14 protein-coding genes and 2 tRNA genes are annotated in these 16004 nt (G+C 65.3%); 4 read left to right on the forward strand and 12 right to left on the reverse strand.

Annotated elements, in window-relative coordinates; all coding sequences use genetic code 11:
- Nucleotides 1-13: 13 nt before the first annotated feature.
- From odhB to sdhC, 6 genes are all read right to left on the reverse strand, one after another.
- The gene (odhB, locus tag NHL60_RS13205) at nucleotides 14-1555 is read right to left on the reverse strand and encodes a 2-oxoglutarate dehydrogenase complex dihydrolipoyllysine-residue succinyltransferase (RefSeq protein WP_253444141.1); all 1542 of its coding nucleotides are present in this window, start codon (nucleotides 1553-1555) and stop codon (nucleotides 14-16) included.
- Nucleotides 1556-1597: 42 nt separating this feature from the next.
- A complete protein-coding gene (locus NHL60_RS13210) occupies nucleotides 1598-4432 on the reverse strand; it encodes a 2-oxoglutarate dehydrogenase E1 component (protein ID WP_253444144.1) in 2835 nt (944 codons plus the stop codon).
- 266 nt (nucleotides 4433-4698) lie between these two features.
- The gene (locus tag NHL60_RS13215) at nucleotides 4699-5403 is read right to left on the reverse strand and encodes a succinate dehydrogenase iron-sulfur subunit (RefSeq protein ID WP_253444147.1); all 705 of its coding nucleotides are present in this window, start codon (nucleotides 5401-5403) and stop codon (nucleotides 4699-4701) included.
- 26 nt (nucleotides 5404-5429) lie between these two features.
- Nucleotides 5430-7202 carry a succinate dehydrogenase flavoprotein subunit gene (gene sdhA, locus NHL60_RS13220; protein WP_253444149.1) on the reverse strand — a complete coding sequence of 591 codons (1773 nt, stop codon included), beginning with the start codon at nucleotides 7200-7202 and terminating at the stop codon, nucleotides 5430-5432.
- A gap of 3 nt (nucleotides 7203-7205) precedes the next feature.
- Nucleotides 7206-7553 (reverse strand): succinate dehydrogenase, hydrophobic membrane anchor protein, encoded by a 348-nt coding sequence (gene sdhD / locus NHL60_RS13225; protein ID WP_253444152.1) that lies wholly within the window; start codon nucleotides 7551-7553, stop codon nucleotides 7206-7208.
- On the reverse strand, nucleotides 7547-7924 hold the full coding sequence (gene sdhC, locus NHL60_RS13230; RefSeq protein ID WP_253444155.1) for a succinate dehydrogenase, cytochrome b556 subunit: 378 nt from the start codon (nucleotides 7922-7924) through the stop codon (nucleotides 7547-7549). Before sdhC ends, sdhD begins: the two co-directional genes overlap by 7 nt.
- Nucleotides 7925-8377: 453 nt before the next feature.
- On the opposite strand from sdhC, the gene gltA reads away from it, so the two are divergent.
- Both gltA and NHL60_RS13240 read left to right on the forward strand, forming a co-directional pair.
- Nucleotides 8378-9661 carry a citrate synthase gene (gene gltA / locus NHL60_RS13235; RefSeq protein ID WP_253444157.1) on the forward strand — a complete coding sequence of 428 codons (1284 nt, stop codon included), beginning with the start codon at nucleotides 8378-8380 and terminating at the stop codon, nucleotides 9659-9661.
- A 123-nt stretch (nucleotides 9662-9784) separates the two neighbouring features.
- Nucleotides 9785-10675 carry an NAD(P)-dependent oxidoreductase gene (locus NHL60_RS13240; protein ID WP_253444159.1) on the forward strand — a complete coding sequence of 297 codons (891 nt, stop codon included), beginning with the start codon at nucleotides 9785-9787 and terminating at the stop codon, nucleotides 10673-10675.
- Between the two features lie 390 nt (nucleotides 10676-11065).
- Here the strand turns inward: NHL60_RS13240 and NHL60_RS13245 are convergent.
- From NHL60_RS13245 to gltX, 3 genes are all read right to left on the reverse strand, one after another.
- Nucleotides 11066-11141 (reverse strand) — tRNA-Glu (locus NHL60_RS13245).
- Between the two features lie 20 nt (nucleotides 11142-11161).
- Nucleotides 11162-11237 (reverse strand) — tRNA-Ala (locus NHL60_RS13250).
- Between the two features lie 57 nt (nucleotides 11238-11294).
- Nucleotides 11295-12773: a glutamate--tRNA ligase gene (gltX, locus tag NHL60_RS13255; RefSeq protein WP_253444162.1), complete on the reverse strand. Its 1479-nt coding sequence runs from the start codon at nucleotides 12771-12773 to the stop codon at nucleotides 11295-11297.
- 148 nt (nucleotides 12774-12921) lie between these two features.
- Between gltX and NHL60_RS13260 the strand changes: the two genes are divergently transcribed.
- A complete protein-coding gene (locus tag NHL60_RS13260) occupies nucleotides 12922-13662 on the forward strand; it encodes an SDR family NAD(P)-dependent oxidoreductase (RefSeq protein ID WP_253444165.1) in 741 nt (246 codons plus the stop codon).
- A 122-nt stretch (nucleotides 13663-13784) separates the two neighbouring features.
- The gene (locus NHL60_RS13265) at nucleotides 13785-14375 is read left to right on the forward strand and encodes a helix-turn-helix domain-containing protein (RefSeq protein WP_253444167.1); all 591 of its coding nucleotides are present in this window, start codon (nucleotides 13785-13787) and stop codon (nucleotides 14373-14375) included.
- Nucleotides 14376-14380: 5 nt separating this feature from the next.
- Here NHL60_RS13265 and NHL60_RS13270 read toward each other — a convergent pair whose 3' ends face one another.
- The 3 genes from NHL60_RS13270 to NHL60_RS13280 all read right to left on the reverse strand — a co-directional run bounded on the left by NHL60_RS13270 (nucleotide 14381) and on the right by NHL60_RS13280 (nucleotide 15758).
- Nucleotides 14381-14968 (reverse strand): hypothetical protein, encoded by a 588-nt coding sequence (locus NHL60_RS13270; RefSeq protein WP_253444170.1) that lies wholly within the window; start codon nucleotides 14966-14968, stop codon nucleotides 14381-14383.
- A 69-nt stretch (nucleotides 14969-15037) separates the two neighbouring features.
- Complete coding sequence (locus tag NHL60_RS13275) at nucleotides 15038-15424, reverse strand: TraR/DksA C4-type zinc finger protein (protein WP_253444172.1); 387 nt, start codon at nucleotides 15422-15424, stop codon at nucleotides 15038-15040.
- Nucleotides 15425-15518: 94 nt separating this feature from the next.
- On the reverse strand, nucleotides 15519-15758 hold the full coding sequence (locus tag NHL60_RS13280) for a hypothetical protein (protein ID WP_253444175.1): 240 nt from the start codon (nucleotides 15756-15758) through the stop codon (nucleotides 15519-15521).
- Nucleotides 15759-16004 lie beyond the last annotated feature (246 nt).

A 16004-nucleotide genomic window follows, 5' to 3' on the forward strand; every position in this document is an offset into this window, starting at 1 on the left:
CGGCACATTCCGCTCAGATGTCCAGCAGCAGGCGGGCCGGATCTTCCAGCAGTTCCTTGATGGTGACCAGGAAGCGCACCGCGTCCTTGCCGTCGATCATGCGGTGATCGTAGGAGAGCGCCAGGTACATCATCGGACGAATCTCGACCTTGCCGTCCACCGCCATGGGGCGGTCCTGGATCTTGTGCATGCCAAGGATGGCGGTCTGCGGCGGGTTGAGGATCGGCGTGGACATCAGCGAGCCGAAGGTACCGCCGTTGGTGATGGTGAAGGTACCGCCCTGCATCTCGTCGATGCCGAGCTTGCCGTCACGGGCACGCTTGCCGAAGTCGCCGATGCCCTTCTCGACGTCGGCGATCTTCATGCTGTCGGTGTCGCGCAGCACCGGAACCACCAGGCCGCGGTCGGTGGAGACCGCCACGCCGATATCCTGATAGCCGTGATAGACGATATCGGTACCGTCGATGGAGGCATTGACGTCGGGGAAGCGCTTGAGCGCCTCGGAGGCGGCCTTGACGAAGAAGCCCATGAAGCCGAGCTTGACGTCGTGGGTCTTGGCGAAGGTGTCCTTGTACTGGGCACGCAGCGCCATCACCTCGCTCATGTCCACCTCGTTGTAGGTGGTCAGCATGGCGGCGGTCTGCTGGGCCTGGACCAGGCGCTTGGCGATGGTCTGGCGCAGACGGCTCATCGGCACGCGCTTCTCGGGACGCTCGCCCTCGACGGCCGGTGCTGCGGCGGCGGCCTTGGCAGCGCCGCCGGATGCCGGCTTGGCGGCCTTCTTGGCGGAGCCCTCCTTCACGGCCTTCTGCACGTCCTCCTTGAGGATGCGGCCACCCTTGCCGGTGCCCTCGATGCGGCTGACGTCGAGGTCATGCTCGGCAACCAGCTTGCGCGCGGCGGGGGCCAGGATCTTGTCGCCCACCTGCTCGTCGCTGGCGCCGTCGTCGGCGGAAGCGGCCGGGGGCTCGTCGGCGGCGGTCGCGGCACCGCCGGCACCCTCGGCGAAGATCGCCAGCACGGCCTCGGACTCGACCTGGCTGCCCTCCTCGGCCTTGATCTCGACCAGGGCACCGTCGGCGGGGGCCACGACCTCGAGCACCACCTTGTCGGTCTCGATCTCGGCCAGCACCTCGTCGCGCTTGACCGCCTCGCCCACCTGCTTGTTCCAGCTGGCCACGGTGCCTTCCTGGATGGACTCGGGGAAGGTCGGTGCCTTCACCTCGTGCTGCTTGCCGCCGGCTGCCGGCTTGTCGGCCTTGGCAGCGCCTTTTTCGGCCTTGGCGTCGGCCTTATCGGCCTTGCCGCCCGCGGCCTTGCCTTCGCCAATGCGGCCCAGCACCTGCTCGGACTCCACGGTGTCGCCCTCCTCGGCGAGCACCTCGGCGAGGGTGCCGGCCTCGGGAGCCAGCACCTCGAGCACCACCTTGTCGGTCTCGATCTCGACGATCAGCTCGTCGCGCTCCACGCTGTCACCGGCCTTCTTGTGCCAGGCAGCCACGCTGCCCTCGGCAACGGATTCCGGAAAGGTAGGGGCCTTGATCTCGGTAGCCATGTCGTTTCCCTTGTCTGTTCTTTCTCGTCCCGGTGGCGTGCCTTACAGATTGAAGGCGTCTTCCACCAGCTGGCGCTGCTGTTCGATATGCACGGACATGTAGCCCGCGGCGGGTGCGGCGGAGGCCGGGCGGCCGGCAAACTTGAGCGCCCCGCCCAGGTTGCTCTTGAGCATGTCGGCCACGGCACGCATATGGTGCTGGCTCGGGTACCAGGCCCCCTGGTTGAGAGGCTCCTCCTGGCACCACACCACGTCGCGGACATTGACATAGGCCTTGAGCGCCTCGAAGAGCTCCTCCTTGGGGAAGGGGTAGAGCTGCTCGACGCGCACGATGGCCACGTCGTCACGCTTGTTCTCGGTCCGCCAGGCGGCCAGGTCGTAGTAGACCTTGCCGGCACAGAGGATGATGCGCTCGACCTTCTTGGGGTCGAGGTTGCCCTGGTCGGGCAGCACCATCTGGAACTGACCGGTCGCCAGCTCGTCCAGGCTGGAGATCGCCTCCTTGTGGCGCAGCAGGCTCTTGGGCGACATGACCACCAACGGCTTGCGCAGCTGACGGATCACCTGGCGGCGCAGCAGGTGGAAGATCTGCGCCGGCGTGGTGGGCACGCAGACCTGCATGTTGTACTCGGCACACAGCTGCAGGAAACGCTCCAGGCGCGCCGAGGAGTGCTCGGGACCCTGGCCCTCGTAGCCGTGGGGCAGCAGCATGGTCAGGCCACACAGACGCCCCCACTTGGTCTCGCCGGAGGAGATGAACTGGTCAACCACCACCTGGGCACCGTTGAAGAAGTCGCCGAACTGCGCTTCCCAGATCACCAGGTCGTTGGGAGCAGTGGTGGCATAGCCGTACTCGAAGGCCAGCACCGCCTCCTCGGAGAGGAAGGAGTCATGGATGGTGAAGGCCGGCTGACCGTCCGCCATATGCTGGAGCGGCACATAGCTGGTGCCATCCTTCTGGTTGTGCACCACGGCGTGACGGTGGGAGAAGGTGCCGCGGCCCACGTCCTGGCCGGTGATGCGCACCGGATGCCCCTCGTCGAGCAGGGTAGCGTAGGCCAGGGTCTCGGCGAAGCCCCAGTTCAGGGCCATGCCGCCGGCCTGCATCTTGCGGCGATCCTCATAGATCTTGGCGACCTGACGCTGCACCTCGACCCCGTCGGGGATCTCGCACATGCGGGCGGCCAGGCGCTGCAGGCGCTTCATCTCCACCGCGGTGTCGGCATAGCCGGTCCACTCGTGGCCGAGGTAGGGCTTCCAGTCGACGAACAGCGAGGTGTTGGGCTCCTGCACCAGGGCGTTGGCCACATGGTTGCCGGCCAGCAGGTCCTCGCGGTAGGTCTCGATCATCGCCTTGGCCTCCTCTTCGGAGAGCACGCCCTGCTCGACCAGGCGCTTGGCGTAGATCTCGCGGGAAGAGGGATGATCCTTGATCTTGCGGTACATCAGCGGCTGGGTACCGCTCGGCTCGTCGGCCTCGTTGTGGCCGCGACGACGGTAGCAGACCAGGTCGATCACCACGTCCTTCTTGAACTGCTGACGGAAGTCGATCGCCACCTGGGTCGCGTGCAGCACCGCGTCCGGGTCGTCCCCGTTGACGTGGAAGATCGGCGCCTGGACCATCTTGGCGATGTCGGTGCAGTACTCGGTGGAGCGGGTGTCCAGGGGGTTCGAGGTGGTGAAGCCGACCTGGTTGTTGATCACGATATGGATGGTGCCGCCGGTCTTGTAGGCGCGGGTCTGGGACATCTGGAATGTCTCCATGACCACGCCCTGGCCGGCGAAGGCGGCGTCGCCGTGGATGCTGATCGGCAGGACCTTGGTGCCGTCGCTGTCGTCGCGGCGATCCTGGCGGGCGCGCACCGAGCCCTCGACCACCGGGGAGACGATCTCCAGGTGGGAGGGGTTGAAGGCCAGCGCCAGGTGCACCTCGCCTCCCGGGCTCATGACGTTGGAGCTGAAGCCCTGGTGGTACTTGACGTCGCCGGAGCCGCGCTCGATGACCTTCTTGCCATCGAACTCGTCGATCAGGTCGCCGGGGTTCTTGCCGAGGATGTTGACCAGGAGGTTGAGGCGGCCGCGGTGGGCCATGCCGATCACGATCTCCTTGATGCCGTAGCCGCCGCCGCGCTGGATCAGCTCGTCCATCATCGGAATGAAGGACTCGCCGCCCTCGAGGCCGAAGCGCTTGGTGCCCGGGTACTTGGAGGCCAGGTAGTTCTCCAGGCCCTCGGCGGCGGTCAGCCGCTCCAGCACGTGCTTGCGCACCTCGTTGCTGAACTTCGGCGCGCTGCGCACCGACTCGAAGCGCTGCTGCAGCCAGCGCTTCTCCTCGGTATCGACGATATGCATGATCTCGCAGCCGATGGAGCGGCAGTAGGTCTGCTCCAGCGCCTCGACGATATCGCGCAGCGGCGCCTTGTCCAGCCCCAGGAAGAAGGAGCCGGTCTGGAACTCGGTATCGAGATCTTGCTTGGCGAGCTGGTGGAAGGAGAGGTCGAGGTCGGGAACGGGAAGCTGGCTGCGCAGGCCCAGCGGATCGATGTTGGCCTTCTGGTGACCGCGGAAGCGGTAGGCGTTGATCAGCTGGAGGACCTTGACCTGCTTGCGGCTCTCCTCGCCGCCGGCGGCGGCGGCCGCCACGCTGGTGCGGCGGGCGCGGCCCAGCTGATAGAACTGGTCGCGAACCGGAGTCAGGGGAACATCGTGGGAGGCGCCGCCTTCGGGGACAGGCAGCTGGTCGAAGTAGTTACGCCACTCATCGGGAACAGCGGCGGGATCATCGAGGTACTGCTCGTAGAGCGCTTCCACGTAGTGAGCATTGCCGCCACTGACGTGAGAGGAGCGCCACATCAACTCCATTATGCCTTGTTGCATCTCTCGGTCACCCTGCACTGATGGGGTGGTATCGGCGCCGCGGCACTCGGGTGCTGCGACATCGGTGATGCCCTGCCGGTAGGGCCTGTGTTGTTCCGGCGTGCCGGCGGCGAACCGTCAGCCTGTTATCCATGCTCGGCTTTCGATGCTCAGGAGCCGGTGCACAAGGCACCGGCTCCTGATGCTGCTGACCCGCCGGCCACTGGCTGCGACACCTGGTCGCAGCCAATGGATGGGGGCCATGATAGCAAGCTCGCGGCCACGATTTAAGTGGCGTTGGCCAGCAGCATGTCGCGGATCTTGCCGATCGCGCGAGTGGGGTTGAGACCCTTGGGGCAGACCGCCACGCAGTTCATGATGCCGCGGCAGCGGAACACGGAGAACGGGTCCTCCAGTTCGGCCAGGCGATCACGGGTTGCGGTGTCGCGGGAGTCGGCCAGGAAGCGATAGGACTGCAGCAGGCCGGCCGGACCGACGAACTTGTCCGGGTTCCACCAGAACGACGGGCAGGAGGTGGAGCAGCAGGCACACAGGATGCACTCGTAGAGGCCGTCCAGCTTGTCGCGATCCTCCGGCGACTGCAGGCGCTCGATGGCCGGCGCCGGCGTGTCGTTCTGCAGGTACGGCTGGATGCGCTCGTACTGCTTGTAGAACAGCCCCATGTCGACCACCAGGTCACGGATGACCGGCAGGCCGGGCAGCGGGCGCAGCGTCAGCTTGCCGTCCTTCACCACCTCGGAGAGCGGCGTGATACAGGCCAGGCCGTTCTTGCCGTTCATGTTCATGCCGTCGGAGCCGCACACGCCTTCGCGGCAGCTGCGGCGGTAGGCCATGCCGTTGTCCTGCTCCTTCACCATGTGCAGAACGTCCAGCACCATGACATCGCGGCCCTGGGTGTCGACCTGGAACTCCTGCATGTAAGGCGCGGAGTCGGTTTCCGGGTTGTAGCGGTAGATGGATACCTGAAGCATCGTGACTCACCCTCGCAGTGGCTGAATTAGTAGGTGCGGACCTTCGGCTCGAAGGTGTCGACGGTCTTCGGTGCGAAGTTGACGTCGCGCTTGCCGAGCTTCTTGTCGGCCGGGAAGTAGAGCGAGTGCTTCAGCCAGTTGACGTCGTCACGGTCCGGGTAGTCGTAGCGGCTGTGGGCACCACGGCTCTCCTTGCGCTCCAGGGCCGAGATGGCGGTGGCTTCGGCCACTTCCATCAGGTTGTCCAGCTCCAGCGCCTCGACGCGGGCGGTGTTGAAGGCGTTGGACTTGTCCGGCAGGTGAGCGTTGGCGATGCGCTCGCGCAGCTCTGCCAGCTTCTTGACGCCCTCGACCATGTTCTTCTCTTCGCGGAACACGCCGAAGGAGTTCTGCATGATGCTCTGCAGCTCGCGCTTGAGCTCCGGCACCGTCTCGCCACCGGTGGACTCGTTCCAGCGGTTCATGCGCTTCATGGCCGACTCGATATCGGACTCGGAAGCGTCGAGGTACTCGATGCCCTCGTTGAGCGCGCCCTCGATGTACATGCCGGCCGCACGGCCGAAGACCACCAGGTCGAGCAGGGAGTTGCCGCCCAGGCGGTTGGCGCCGTGCACCGACACGCAGGCCGCTTCGCCACAGGCGAACAGGCCGTTGATGATCTTGTCGTTGCCGTCGGCGTCCTGCATGATCGCCTGGCCATGGATGTTGGTCGGCACGCCGCCCATCATGTAGTGGCAGGTCGGCACCACCGGGATCGGCTCCTTGGCCGGGTCCACGTGGGCGAAGGTCTTGGAGAGCTCGACGATGCCGGGCAGACGCTTGCCGAGAACCTCTTCACCCAGGTGGTCGAGCTTCAGGAAGACGTGGTCGCCGTTCTCGCCGCAGCCGCGGCCCTCGAGGATCTCCATGACCATGGAGCGTGCCACTACGTCACGGCCGGCGAGGTCCTTGGCGTTGGGCGCATAGCGCTCCATGAAACGCTCGCCGTCCTTGTTGACCAGATAGCCACCCTCGCCGCGGCAACCTTCGGTCACCAGGGTGCCGGCGCCGTAGATGCCGGTCGGGTGGAACTGCCACATCTCCATGTCCTGCATCGGGAAGCCGGCGCGCAGCGCCATGCCGATGCCGTCACCGGTGTTGATCAGGGCATTGGTGGTGGAGGCGTAGATACGGCCAGCACCGCCGGTGGCCAGCACGGTCGCCTTGGACTTGACGTGCACCACTTCACCGGTCTCGATGTCCATGGCGATACAGCCCACCACGTCATCGTTGGCGTTCTTGACCAGATCAACCGCATACCACTCGTTGAGGAAGGTGGTGTTGTTCTTCAGGTTGTTCTGATACAGGGTATGCAGCAGGGCGTGGCCGGTACGGTCAGCGGCCGCACAGGTACGCGCCGCCTGGCCGCCGGCACCGAACTCCTTGGACTGACCGCCGAAGGGACGCTGATAGATGCGGCCGTTGTCGAAGCGGGAGAACGGCAGACCCATGTGCTCGAGCTCGAAGACCGCCTTGGGGCCCTCGGAGCACATGTACTCGGCCGCGTCCTGGTCGGCGATATAGTCGCCGCCCTTGACGGTATCGTACATGTGCCAGCGCCAGTCATCGTTGGGGTCGGCGGAGGCGATGGCGCAGGTGATGCCGCCCTGAGCGGAGACGGTGTGGGAGCGGGTCGGGAAGACCTTGGACAGCACGGCGGTCTTCTTGCCGGACTTGGCCAGCTCCAGGGCGGCCCGCAGGCCGGCACCGCCACCGCCAATGATGATGGCGTCGAAAGACAGGCTACGCATGTTGGACATGAATCAGGCTCCCCACAGAATCTGAATGCCCCAGACCAGGAACACGAAGATGGCCAGGATGATGGCGGTCTGGGCGCCGACGCGAAGTCCGGTCGGCTTGAGATAGTCGGTGGTCACGGTCCACAGCCCGACCCAGGCGTGGGCCGCCAGCGACACGAAGGCCAGCAGCGAGAAGATGCGCATCCAGGTCTGGGCGAACAGACCACTCCAGGTGGCGTAGTCGAGACCCGGATTGAGCAGCAGGTAGAGAACGATAAAAACGGTGTAGAGGGCCAGGATGACCGCCGATACGCGCTGGACCAGCCAGTCGGAGAGGCCGCTGCGACCGAAATTGGTGATATTGGTTACCATACCCAGACTCCCGCCAGAATGATCAGGACCGCACTCACCACCACGGTGATCTGCGCCTTCTTGATGCCACCCTCGAGGGTCACGCCGATATCGGCGTCCATCACCAGGTGCTTGATGCCGGCGACGAAGTGGTACGCCAGCGCCGAGAGCAGGCCCCAGGCGATCAGCTTGGCCAGGAAGTTGTTGGCCAGGGCGTTGCTCACGGCGTCGAAGCCGGCCGGGGAGGAGAGCGATTTGCTCAGGGCCCAGAAGGCGAAGATCAGGCCGACGAAGAGGATCACGCCGGTGATGCGGTGGGCGATGGAGGTCAGGGCGGGCAATGGAAACTGTATCGTGGACAGATCCAGGTTTACGGGTCGTTTGCTATTCACGGCTCTCTACACACTCTCTATGGCCCACTCTACGACAGGACGGGCAAGGCCCGAGCGGGCGGTGGTTTCGGGAAGGCGCGGTACCTGTCTCCAGAGGAAGACGAGACCGCTTCTCCTGCCAGTCGCGCGGGGTGGATTATAGGGACATGGCCCCTTCATGACAAACGCAGCGGCGGCCTACTAGACCATGGTGCAAAGGTTGTCGACACCCCTGCTGCGGCCTGTCGTTCCTCGGTGGCGCCCCCGCCCGCACGAGCGTGATGCATGGCACCAATTATTCAACAACACTTATACCAGACACACAAGCATGCACAAGGTGCCAGTCGCTATGGGCTAATTGACAATCGCTGGAACGCTTCTATAGTGGGCGAACCTTTTCGCCGGCATTCGCTGCGAACTCGCTAGTGAAATAACGACTTATCGCCCTATCACGAACTCGAGAGGAGGCCTTCCATGGCTGACAGGAAAGCGACGCTGACGGTAGACGGTCTGGACAAGACGATCGAACTGCCTGTCTATTCGGGCACCCTGGGCCCCGACGTGATCGACGTCCGCGGGCTGGGCGCCGAAGGCCTGTTCACCTACGACCCCGGCTTCATGGCCACCTCTTCCTGCCAGTCGGCCATCACCTATATCGACGGCGGCAAGGGCACCCTGCTGCACCGCGGCTTTCCCATCGACCAGCTCGCCAAGGACTCCAACTTCGTCGAGCTGTGCTACCTGCTGCTGTTCGGCGAGCTGCCCAACGCCGAGCAGTATGCGGAGTTCGAGTCGCGGGTCCGCAACCACACCATGGTCCATGATCAGATCAACAACTTCTTCAAGGGCTTCCGTCGTGACGCCCACCCGATGTCGATCATGTGCGGCGTGGTCGGCGGCCTGGCCGCCTTCTATCACGACCATATGGACATCAACGTGGAAGAGGACCGCATCATCAGCGCGATCCGCCTGATCGCCAAGATGCCGACCATCGCCGCGATGTCCTACAAGTACAACGTGGGCCAGCCGTTCAACTACCCGCGCAACGACCTGAGCTATGCAGAGAACTTCCTCTACATGATGTTCAGCACGCCCTGCGACGAGTACAAGATCAATCCGGTCTACGCCAAGGCGATGGACCGCATCTTCATGCTGCACGCCGACCACGAGCAGAACGCCTCCACCTCCACGGTGCGCCTGGCGGGCTCCACCGGCGCCAACCCCTTCGCCTGCATCAGCGCCGGCATCGCCGCGCTCTGGGGCCCGGCCCACGGCGGCGCCAACGAAGCGGTGCTGAAGATGCTCGACGAGATCGGCGACGACTCCGAAGAGAACATCCAGCGCTTTATCGACAAGGCCAAGGACAAGGATGACCCCTTCAAGCTGATGGGCTTCGGCCACCGGGTCTATCGCAACTTCGATCCGCGCGCCAAGGTCATGAAGGAGACCTGCGACGAGGTGCTGGCCGAGCTCGGCATCGACGACCCGCAGCTGAAGATCGCCAAGCGCCTGGAGGAGATCGCCCTGGAGGACGAGTACTTCGTCGAGCGCAAGCTCTACCCGAACGTGGACTTCTACTCCGGCATCATCCTCAAGGCCATGGGCATCCCGACCAACATGTTCACCGTGATCTTCGCGGTGTCCCGCACCATCGGCTGGATCTCCCACTGGCACGAGATGCTCAGCGACAGCTACAAGATCGGCCGTCCGCGTCAGCTCTATACCGGTCACGACCAGCGCGACTATCCTGCCAAATAAGCCGGCAGAAGCGGCCAGGGCCGCATGCGCTACGCTTCAGAAAGCCGCCTTCGGGCGGCTTTCTGCTGCATGGAACACTCACCTCGCGACTCACCACTCACCCGCCATACCAGGAGCAACAAAATGAGCCAGAGCATCTCCACCGTCGCCTTTATCGGCCTGGGCGTGATGGGCTACCCCATGGCCGGCCACCTGGCTCGCGCCGGGCTCAGCGTACGCGTCTACAACCGCACGGCGGCCAAGGCCGAAGCCTGGGCCGCCGAACACGGCGGCAGCCACCACCCCACTCCCGAGGAGGCCGCCCGGGGCGCCGAGCTAGTGCTGGTCTGCGTGGGCAACGACGACGACGTGCGCCAGGTCACCACCGGCGAACAGGGCGCCCTCTCCGGCATGGCCGAGGGCAGCCTGCTGGTGGACCACACCACCGCCTCGGCGGAGCTCGCCCTGGAGCTCGACGCCGCCTGCCGCGAGCGCGGCATCGGCTTTCTGGATGCGCCGGTCTCCGGCGGCCAGCAGGGCGCCGAGAATGGCGCCCTGACCATCATGTGCGGCGGCGATGAGGCGACATTCGCCCGGGCCGAGCCGGTGCTCGCCCACTACGGCCGCGCCGTGACCCTGATGGGCGCCGCCGGCAGCGGCCAGCTCACCAAGATGGTCAACCAGATCTGCATCGCCGGCCTGGTCCAGGGCCTGGCCGAGGGGCTGCACTTCGCCGAGCAGGCGGGACTGGACCAGCAACGGGTGGTGGATGTCATCTCCAAGGGGGCGGCCGGCTCCTGGCAGATGGAGAACCGCCACGCCACCATGATCGCGGACGAGTACGACCACGGCTTCGCCGTGGACTGGATGCGCAAGGATCTCGGCATCTGCCTGGAGCAGGCCCGCCACCTCCAGGCGCGCCTCCCGGTCACCGCCCTGGTCGATCAGTTCTACGCCGACGTCCAGGTGATGGGCGGCGGCCGCTGGGACACCTCCTCCCTGCTGCGTCGCCTGCGCGCCCTCCAGCAGCGCTGACCCCTGCCGGCGGCGACCTCGCGGCGTCGCCGCCGGCCATTTATCCACCACCCCAACGTTTTCCACACATTCTGTGGATAACCCTGTTCAAAACCGCTCGAAAAGGTCTTCTGACCGCCACGGGAAGCGGCTTGAGCTTAGATTGATCAATTTTTGACCTCACCTAAAGCATTGTTTTATATGAGATTTATAAAAAGGCTCGGCGACACGGGCAGTTGCCCGCCCACCCTGCACAGGAGGGAAGTCGGAACCGTGCCTGGTGGACAAGTCAAGCGGAAATCGCCCTGAAAACGACGCGACAGGGAAGAAACGCGAGGCATTCCGATAGCGGAAGGAGACAGACGAAGAGAAAGAAAAAGGGCACCCGGTGAGGTGCCCTTTTCAGGAAGATGGCGTCCCATAGGGGGTTCGAACCCCTGTTCCCGCCGTGAAAGGGCGGTGTCCTAGGCCACTAGACGAATGGGACGCAGATGTCATTCAGGAAATTGGTGGAGCCTAGCGGGATCGAACCGCTGACCTCAACACTGCCAGTGTTGCGCTCTCCCAGCTGAGCTAAGGCCCCGTTGCCCTGAAGACGAGACGTATAGTACTGATTCGCCCCGCCTTCGTCAACACTTTTTCAGAGATCCCGGTACTCCTTCTCGAAGCGCTTGGCCTGCTTCTTGGAGACGCCGCCCAGCACCTCGATGGCGTGGCGAAGGCGCGCGCGGGTCATATCGGAGCCGAGGATCGCCATGGCATCCATCACCGAGGTGCTGGCGGCAGAGCCGGTCACGGCGATGAAGACCGGGGCCAGAAACTCCTTCATCTTGAGGTCGAAGTGGGCCGAGAGCGCCTTCACCTCGGCCAGCAGCGCCTCCTTCTGCCAGGCGGGCAGCGTTTCCAGGCGCCATACCAGGAACTGCAGCAGCCTGAGCAGGTCCTCGCGCCCCAGCTTGACGCCGTCGAAGCTCTCTTCATTGATGCGCGGCAGGCCGGAGAAGAAGTGGCCGGCCAGGGGGGCCACCTCGGAGAGGGTCTCCACCCGCGGGCGCACCTGGGGCAGAATCTCCTTCACGTAGGACTCGTTGAAGGCCCACTCCATCAGCACCCTGAGGAAGGCGCCGTCGTCGAGATCCTCGCGAATATAGAGGCCGTTGAGCCAGGTCAGCTTCTCCAGGTCGAAGACCGGACCGCCCAGGGAGACCCGCTGGATATCGAAGTGGGCCATCATCTCGTCGAGGCTGAACTTCTCGCGCTCGTCGGGCATCGACCAGCCCATGCGACCCAGATAGTTGATCACCGCCTGGGGCAGGTAGCCCATGCGGCGATAGTAGTTGATGGAGGTCGGGTTCTTGCGCTTGGAGAGCTTCGACTTGTCGGGGTTGCGCAGCAGCGGCATATGACAGAGCTCGGGCATCTCCCAGCCGAAGTACTCGTAGAGCAGCTGATGCTTGGGTGCGGAATTGATCCACTCCTCACCGCGCAGCACATGGGTAATGCCCATCAGGTGGTCATCCACCACGTTGGCCAGGTGGTAGGTGGGCATACCGTCGGACTTGAGCAGCACCTGAGCGTCTACTTGGGCCCAGTCCACCTCGATGGTGCCGCGCAGCATGTCACGGATCACGCAGGTGCCGCTGGCCGGCACCTGCATGCGCACCACGTAGGGCCATCCCTCCTGCTCGCGGCGGGCCTGCTCCTCTTCGGGCAGCGCCAGGTCGGCAGGCTTGAGGGCCAGGTGCATGCCGGCGGCCTTGCGCGCCTCGCGGAGCTCGTCGAGCTCCTCGCTGGTGCGGTAGCACTTGAAGGCGTGACCGGACGCGATCAGCTGGCGGGCGTACTCGCCGTAGATGTCGCCGCGCTCGCTTTGGCGGTAGGGGCCATGAGGGCCGCCCACGTCGGGACCCTCGTCCCACTCCAGCCCCAGCCAGCGCAGGGAGTCGAGGATCATCTGCTCCGACTCCTGGGTGGAGCGCACCCGGTCGGTATCCTCGATGCGCAGGATGAACTGGCCGCCGTGCTGTCGCGCAAAGCAGAGATTGAACAGGGCGATGTAGGCGGTGCCGACGTGGGGATCGCCGGTGGGTGACGGCGCGATACGCGTGCGTACGGTCATGGCGTTACGGTGTCCCGGATCCGTTGGTGGATGAGCTAGCGGATGAATGACGGCATTATACGCACCTGCCGACGGCTCGGCAGCCATGGCGGGGAATCATCCCGCCTGATTGGGGTCAACGTCTGGTCCAATAGACCATGGAGGGGACATGCTTTCTCAGCTACCCGAGGGGTTTACCGCCGTCGTGACCGGCGCCGGCGGCGGCATCGGGGCCGCCGTGGTCCAGGCCCTGCTGGCCAGCTCGCGTCCGGGGCGGGTGATCGCCGTCAGCCGCCGACCCCAGGCCCTGGAGGATCCTCGCGCCGCCTCCCTCACTGCCGACCTCACTCAGGAAGACGGCCGCGACCGCCTGGTCGCTGCGCTGGAGGGAGCACCGCTGCACCTGCTCTTCAACACCATCGGTACGCTGCACGACGCGGAGCTGGGCATCCACCCGGAGAAGAAGCTGGACGACCTCGACGCGGCGGCCCTGACGCACCTCTTTCAGGTCAACGCCGTCACCCCTGCCCTGCTGCTCCAGGCCCTGCAGCCCGGCCTCAAGGGCAGGCACCCGGCGCTGGTGGCCAGCCTGTCGGCCCGGGTCGGTTCCATCGAGGACAATCGGCTGGGCGGCTGGTACGCCTACCGCGCCAGCAAGGCGGCTCACAACATGCTGATGAAGACCGCCGCCGTGGAGCTGCGCCGACTCAACCCCAGCCTGACGGTGGCCTGTCTGCACCCCGGCACCACCGATACCGAGCTTTCTCGCCCTTTCCAGGCCAGGGTGCCCCAGGGCAAGCTGTTCTCGGCTGCTTTCGTGGCCGAGCGCCTGCTCGAGGTACTGGGCCAGCGCCCCTTGGGCGATGGCCCGAGTTTCCATGACTGGGCGGGAGAGCCGGTGCCCTGGTAGCGACACCAGCGAAAACACAGCGTTGATGCGCGATCTTGCACAAACTTGCCGGATACCGGATCATTCCGACCGGCTTTTCCTAACCCTCACGTAATGACCCCATGCATCGACAGGACGGAGAGATGGATTCACTAGGCCCGCGTATCAAGGAACTCCGCCTGGAGGCCAACCTCAACAAGGCCGCCCTGGCCCGTAAGGTCGGCGTCTCCGACGTGACCATCTCCTACTGGGAGTCAGGCGCCATCCGACAGATCGGCCACGAGAGGCTGGTCGCCCTGGCTCAGGCCCTGGGCTGTTCGCTTTCGCGGCTGCTGGAGGGCGACGGCGTCAGTCGAGCCGCTCCGCTCTACCTGCACAGTCAGCCCCCTGCCCCCTGGCAGGACCCCACCGCCGGGCGCATCGAACTGCCCTTCGAGCTGGTTCCCGCCCAGCAGTGGGAGGGAGAGTGCTACCTGCTGACCCCCGCTCCCGGTGAGCGCTTCGACTTCCTGACCGAGGGCGATCTGATCGCCGTGGCGCCGACCGAGCTCTTCCAGCAGACCGGCCTCTATCTGGTGGAGCGGGAGGGCCAGCACTGCATCCGCCGCGTTACCCAGGCAGAGGATGGCAAGCTGTGGTTCAGCGCTGAGCAGGAGGCCACAGCGGAGGAGCACAGGCCCGCCATTCGCCTGCTTGGCAAGCTGGTGGGGCGCTGGCAGCCAGCGCCCTTCTGAGCCTCCTACTCGACGCCCAGCACCTCGACGCGATCATCGGTGCGGCGAGGCTCGCTGCCGACCAGGAAGCGCCGCGAGGTGCTGGCGACCTGTCCCAGACCATGGCGTGAAGTGCCCACCAGCGGCCCACTGAGGTGCTCGCCCTGCTCCCCGATGCGGCGCCGGACCTCCAGCGGCTGGACGCTGGCCTCCGGCAGATTGACGGTGATGGTGTAGCCGCCATCCGGCATGCCGCTGCCCGGGCCGAGGGGACCTGCCTCGAAGCGGCCGTTGGCCAGGACCGTGCGCTGCTGCCAGCGAACGCCGCTCAGCTCACGCTCGACCACGATCTGCAGCCTGGCCCCCTCGGGCAGGTTACTCTCTCCCGCCACCATCAGGCGTCGGTCACCGGTCAGGGTGGCAGCAAAGTCGATCGCCACCGGTTCGGCGAAGGGCTCGACCGCAGGCTCCTCCGGCTCCGGAGCCGATGCCTGTTCGACACTCTCGGCCTCTTCCAGCCCGGCCGTAGGCTCGGCACCGGTGTCGTCCCCGCTGCATCCGGCCAGCAGCACCAGCACCGCCGCCAGGCCGCACCATCGATAGCACGCCTTCATGCATGACCTCCCAAGCGATAAGTCCTGCCCCCAGGCTACCACCGGGCCGGGTCACGCGTCCCGGCAAAGTCACCTCGGGTCGGCGCACTCGCGGCAGAGAGTGGTGAACGGCACCGCCGCCAGCCGCTCGGGGCCAATCGGCTCCTCGCAGACCTGGCAGATATCGCCCTCGCCGGCCTCGACCCTTGCCAGGGCCTGCATGACCTGGCGGAGCTCCTCCTCGGCCTCGCGCTCCAGGGCATCGACCACCTCATCGTTCTGGAGCTCGATGGCCTGCTCCTCCATGTTCTTGTCCAGCGGGCCTGCGCGCTGCTCCTTGTGCCCCCGATAGCGTTCGATTCGCTCGACCAGCTCGTCCCTGAGGGTCTCGAGTCGCTGCTTGCGCTCCATCATGGTGCTGCCTCCCGTCTCCAGGCGTACCGGTGTGGCATCGCCCTGCCCTTCTTCATAGCACATGCCGGCCGTACCACGACCCGGCAGCGAGGCTTTTCCGCTTGAATCCCCCTTGATGCCGGTCCAGGCGGATCGAAGAGACGCTCGGGGCTGGCCGTCAGGTCATGTCGAGAGCCGCATAGCCCTCCTCGGTCAGCGTCAGGGTTTCCCCTTCTGCCCGGCCGGCATGGGGCGTCACCGTGATCAGTCCCATCTCCTCCAGGGCCGCGATGTCGTCGTGAAGCGCCGGCAGCAGGGTGTCCTCCTCGGAATGGCCGAAGGGAGAGGAGAGCACCCCACCGTGCTGCAGCACGCGAGCCAGTAGTTCCAGCTGATGGTCGGTCAGGTCATATGACATGGCGATCTCCCTGTAGCGAACATTGCATGAGGATTGCTGAGGGGACTTGCCGCGATGCCGGCAAGAGTCGCGTGGAAACCCTCACCATCACCCACAAGGTACATGACCTCCTCCGCCCTTGCCGCCAAGTGCGGCAACCCGCGATCTGGACTGGTAGAATGACTGCCTCCACGAACAACCCCGTGATGCCTGATGCCCCAGCTCGACCGCACCTTCTCCGTCGCGCCGATGATGGATTGGAGTTCA

The organism is Halomonas sp. Y3 (genome assembly GCF_024137965.1).
In the GTDB taxonomy this organism is placed as follows: Bacteria; Pseudomonadota; Gammaproteobacteria; order Pseudomonadales; family Halomonadaceae; genus Halomonas; species Halomonas mongoliensis.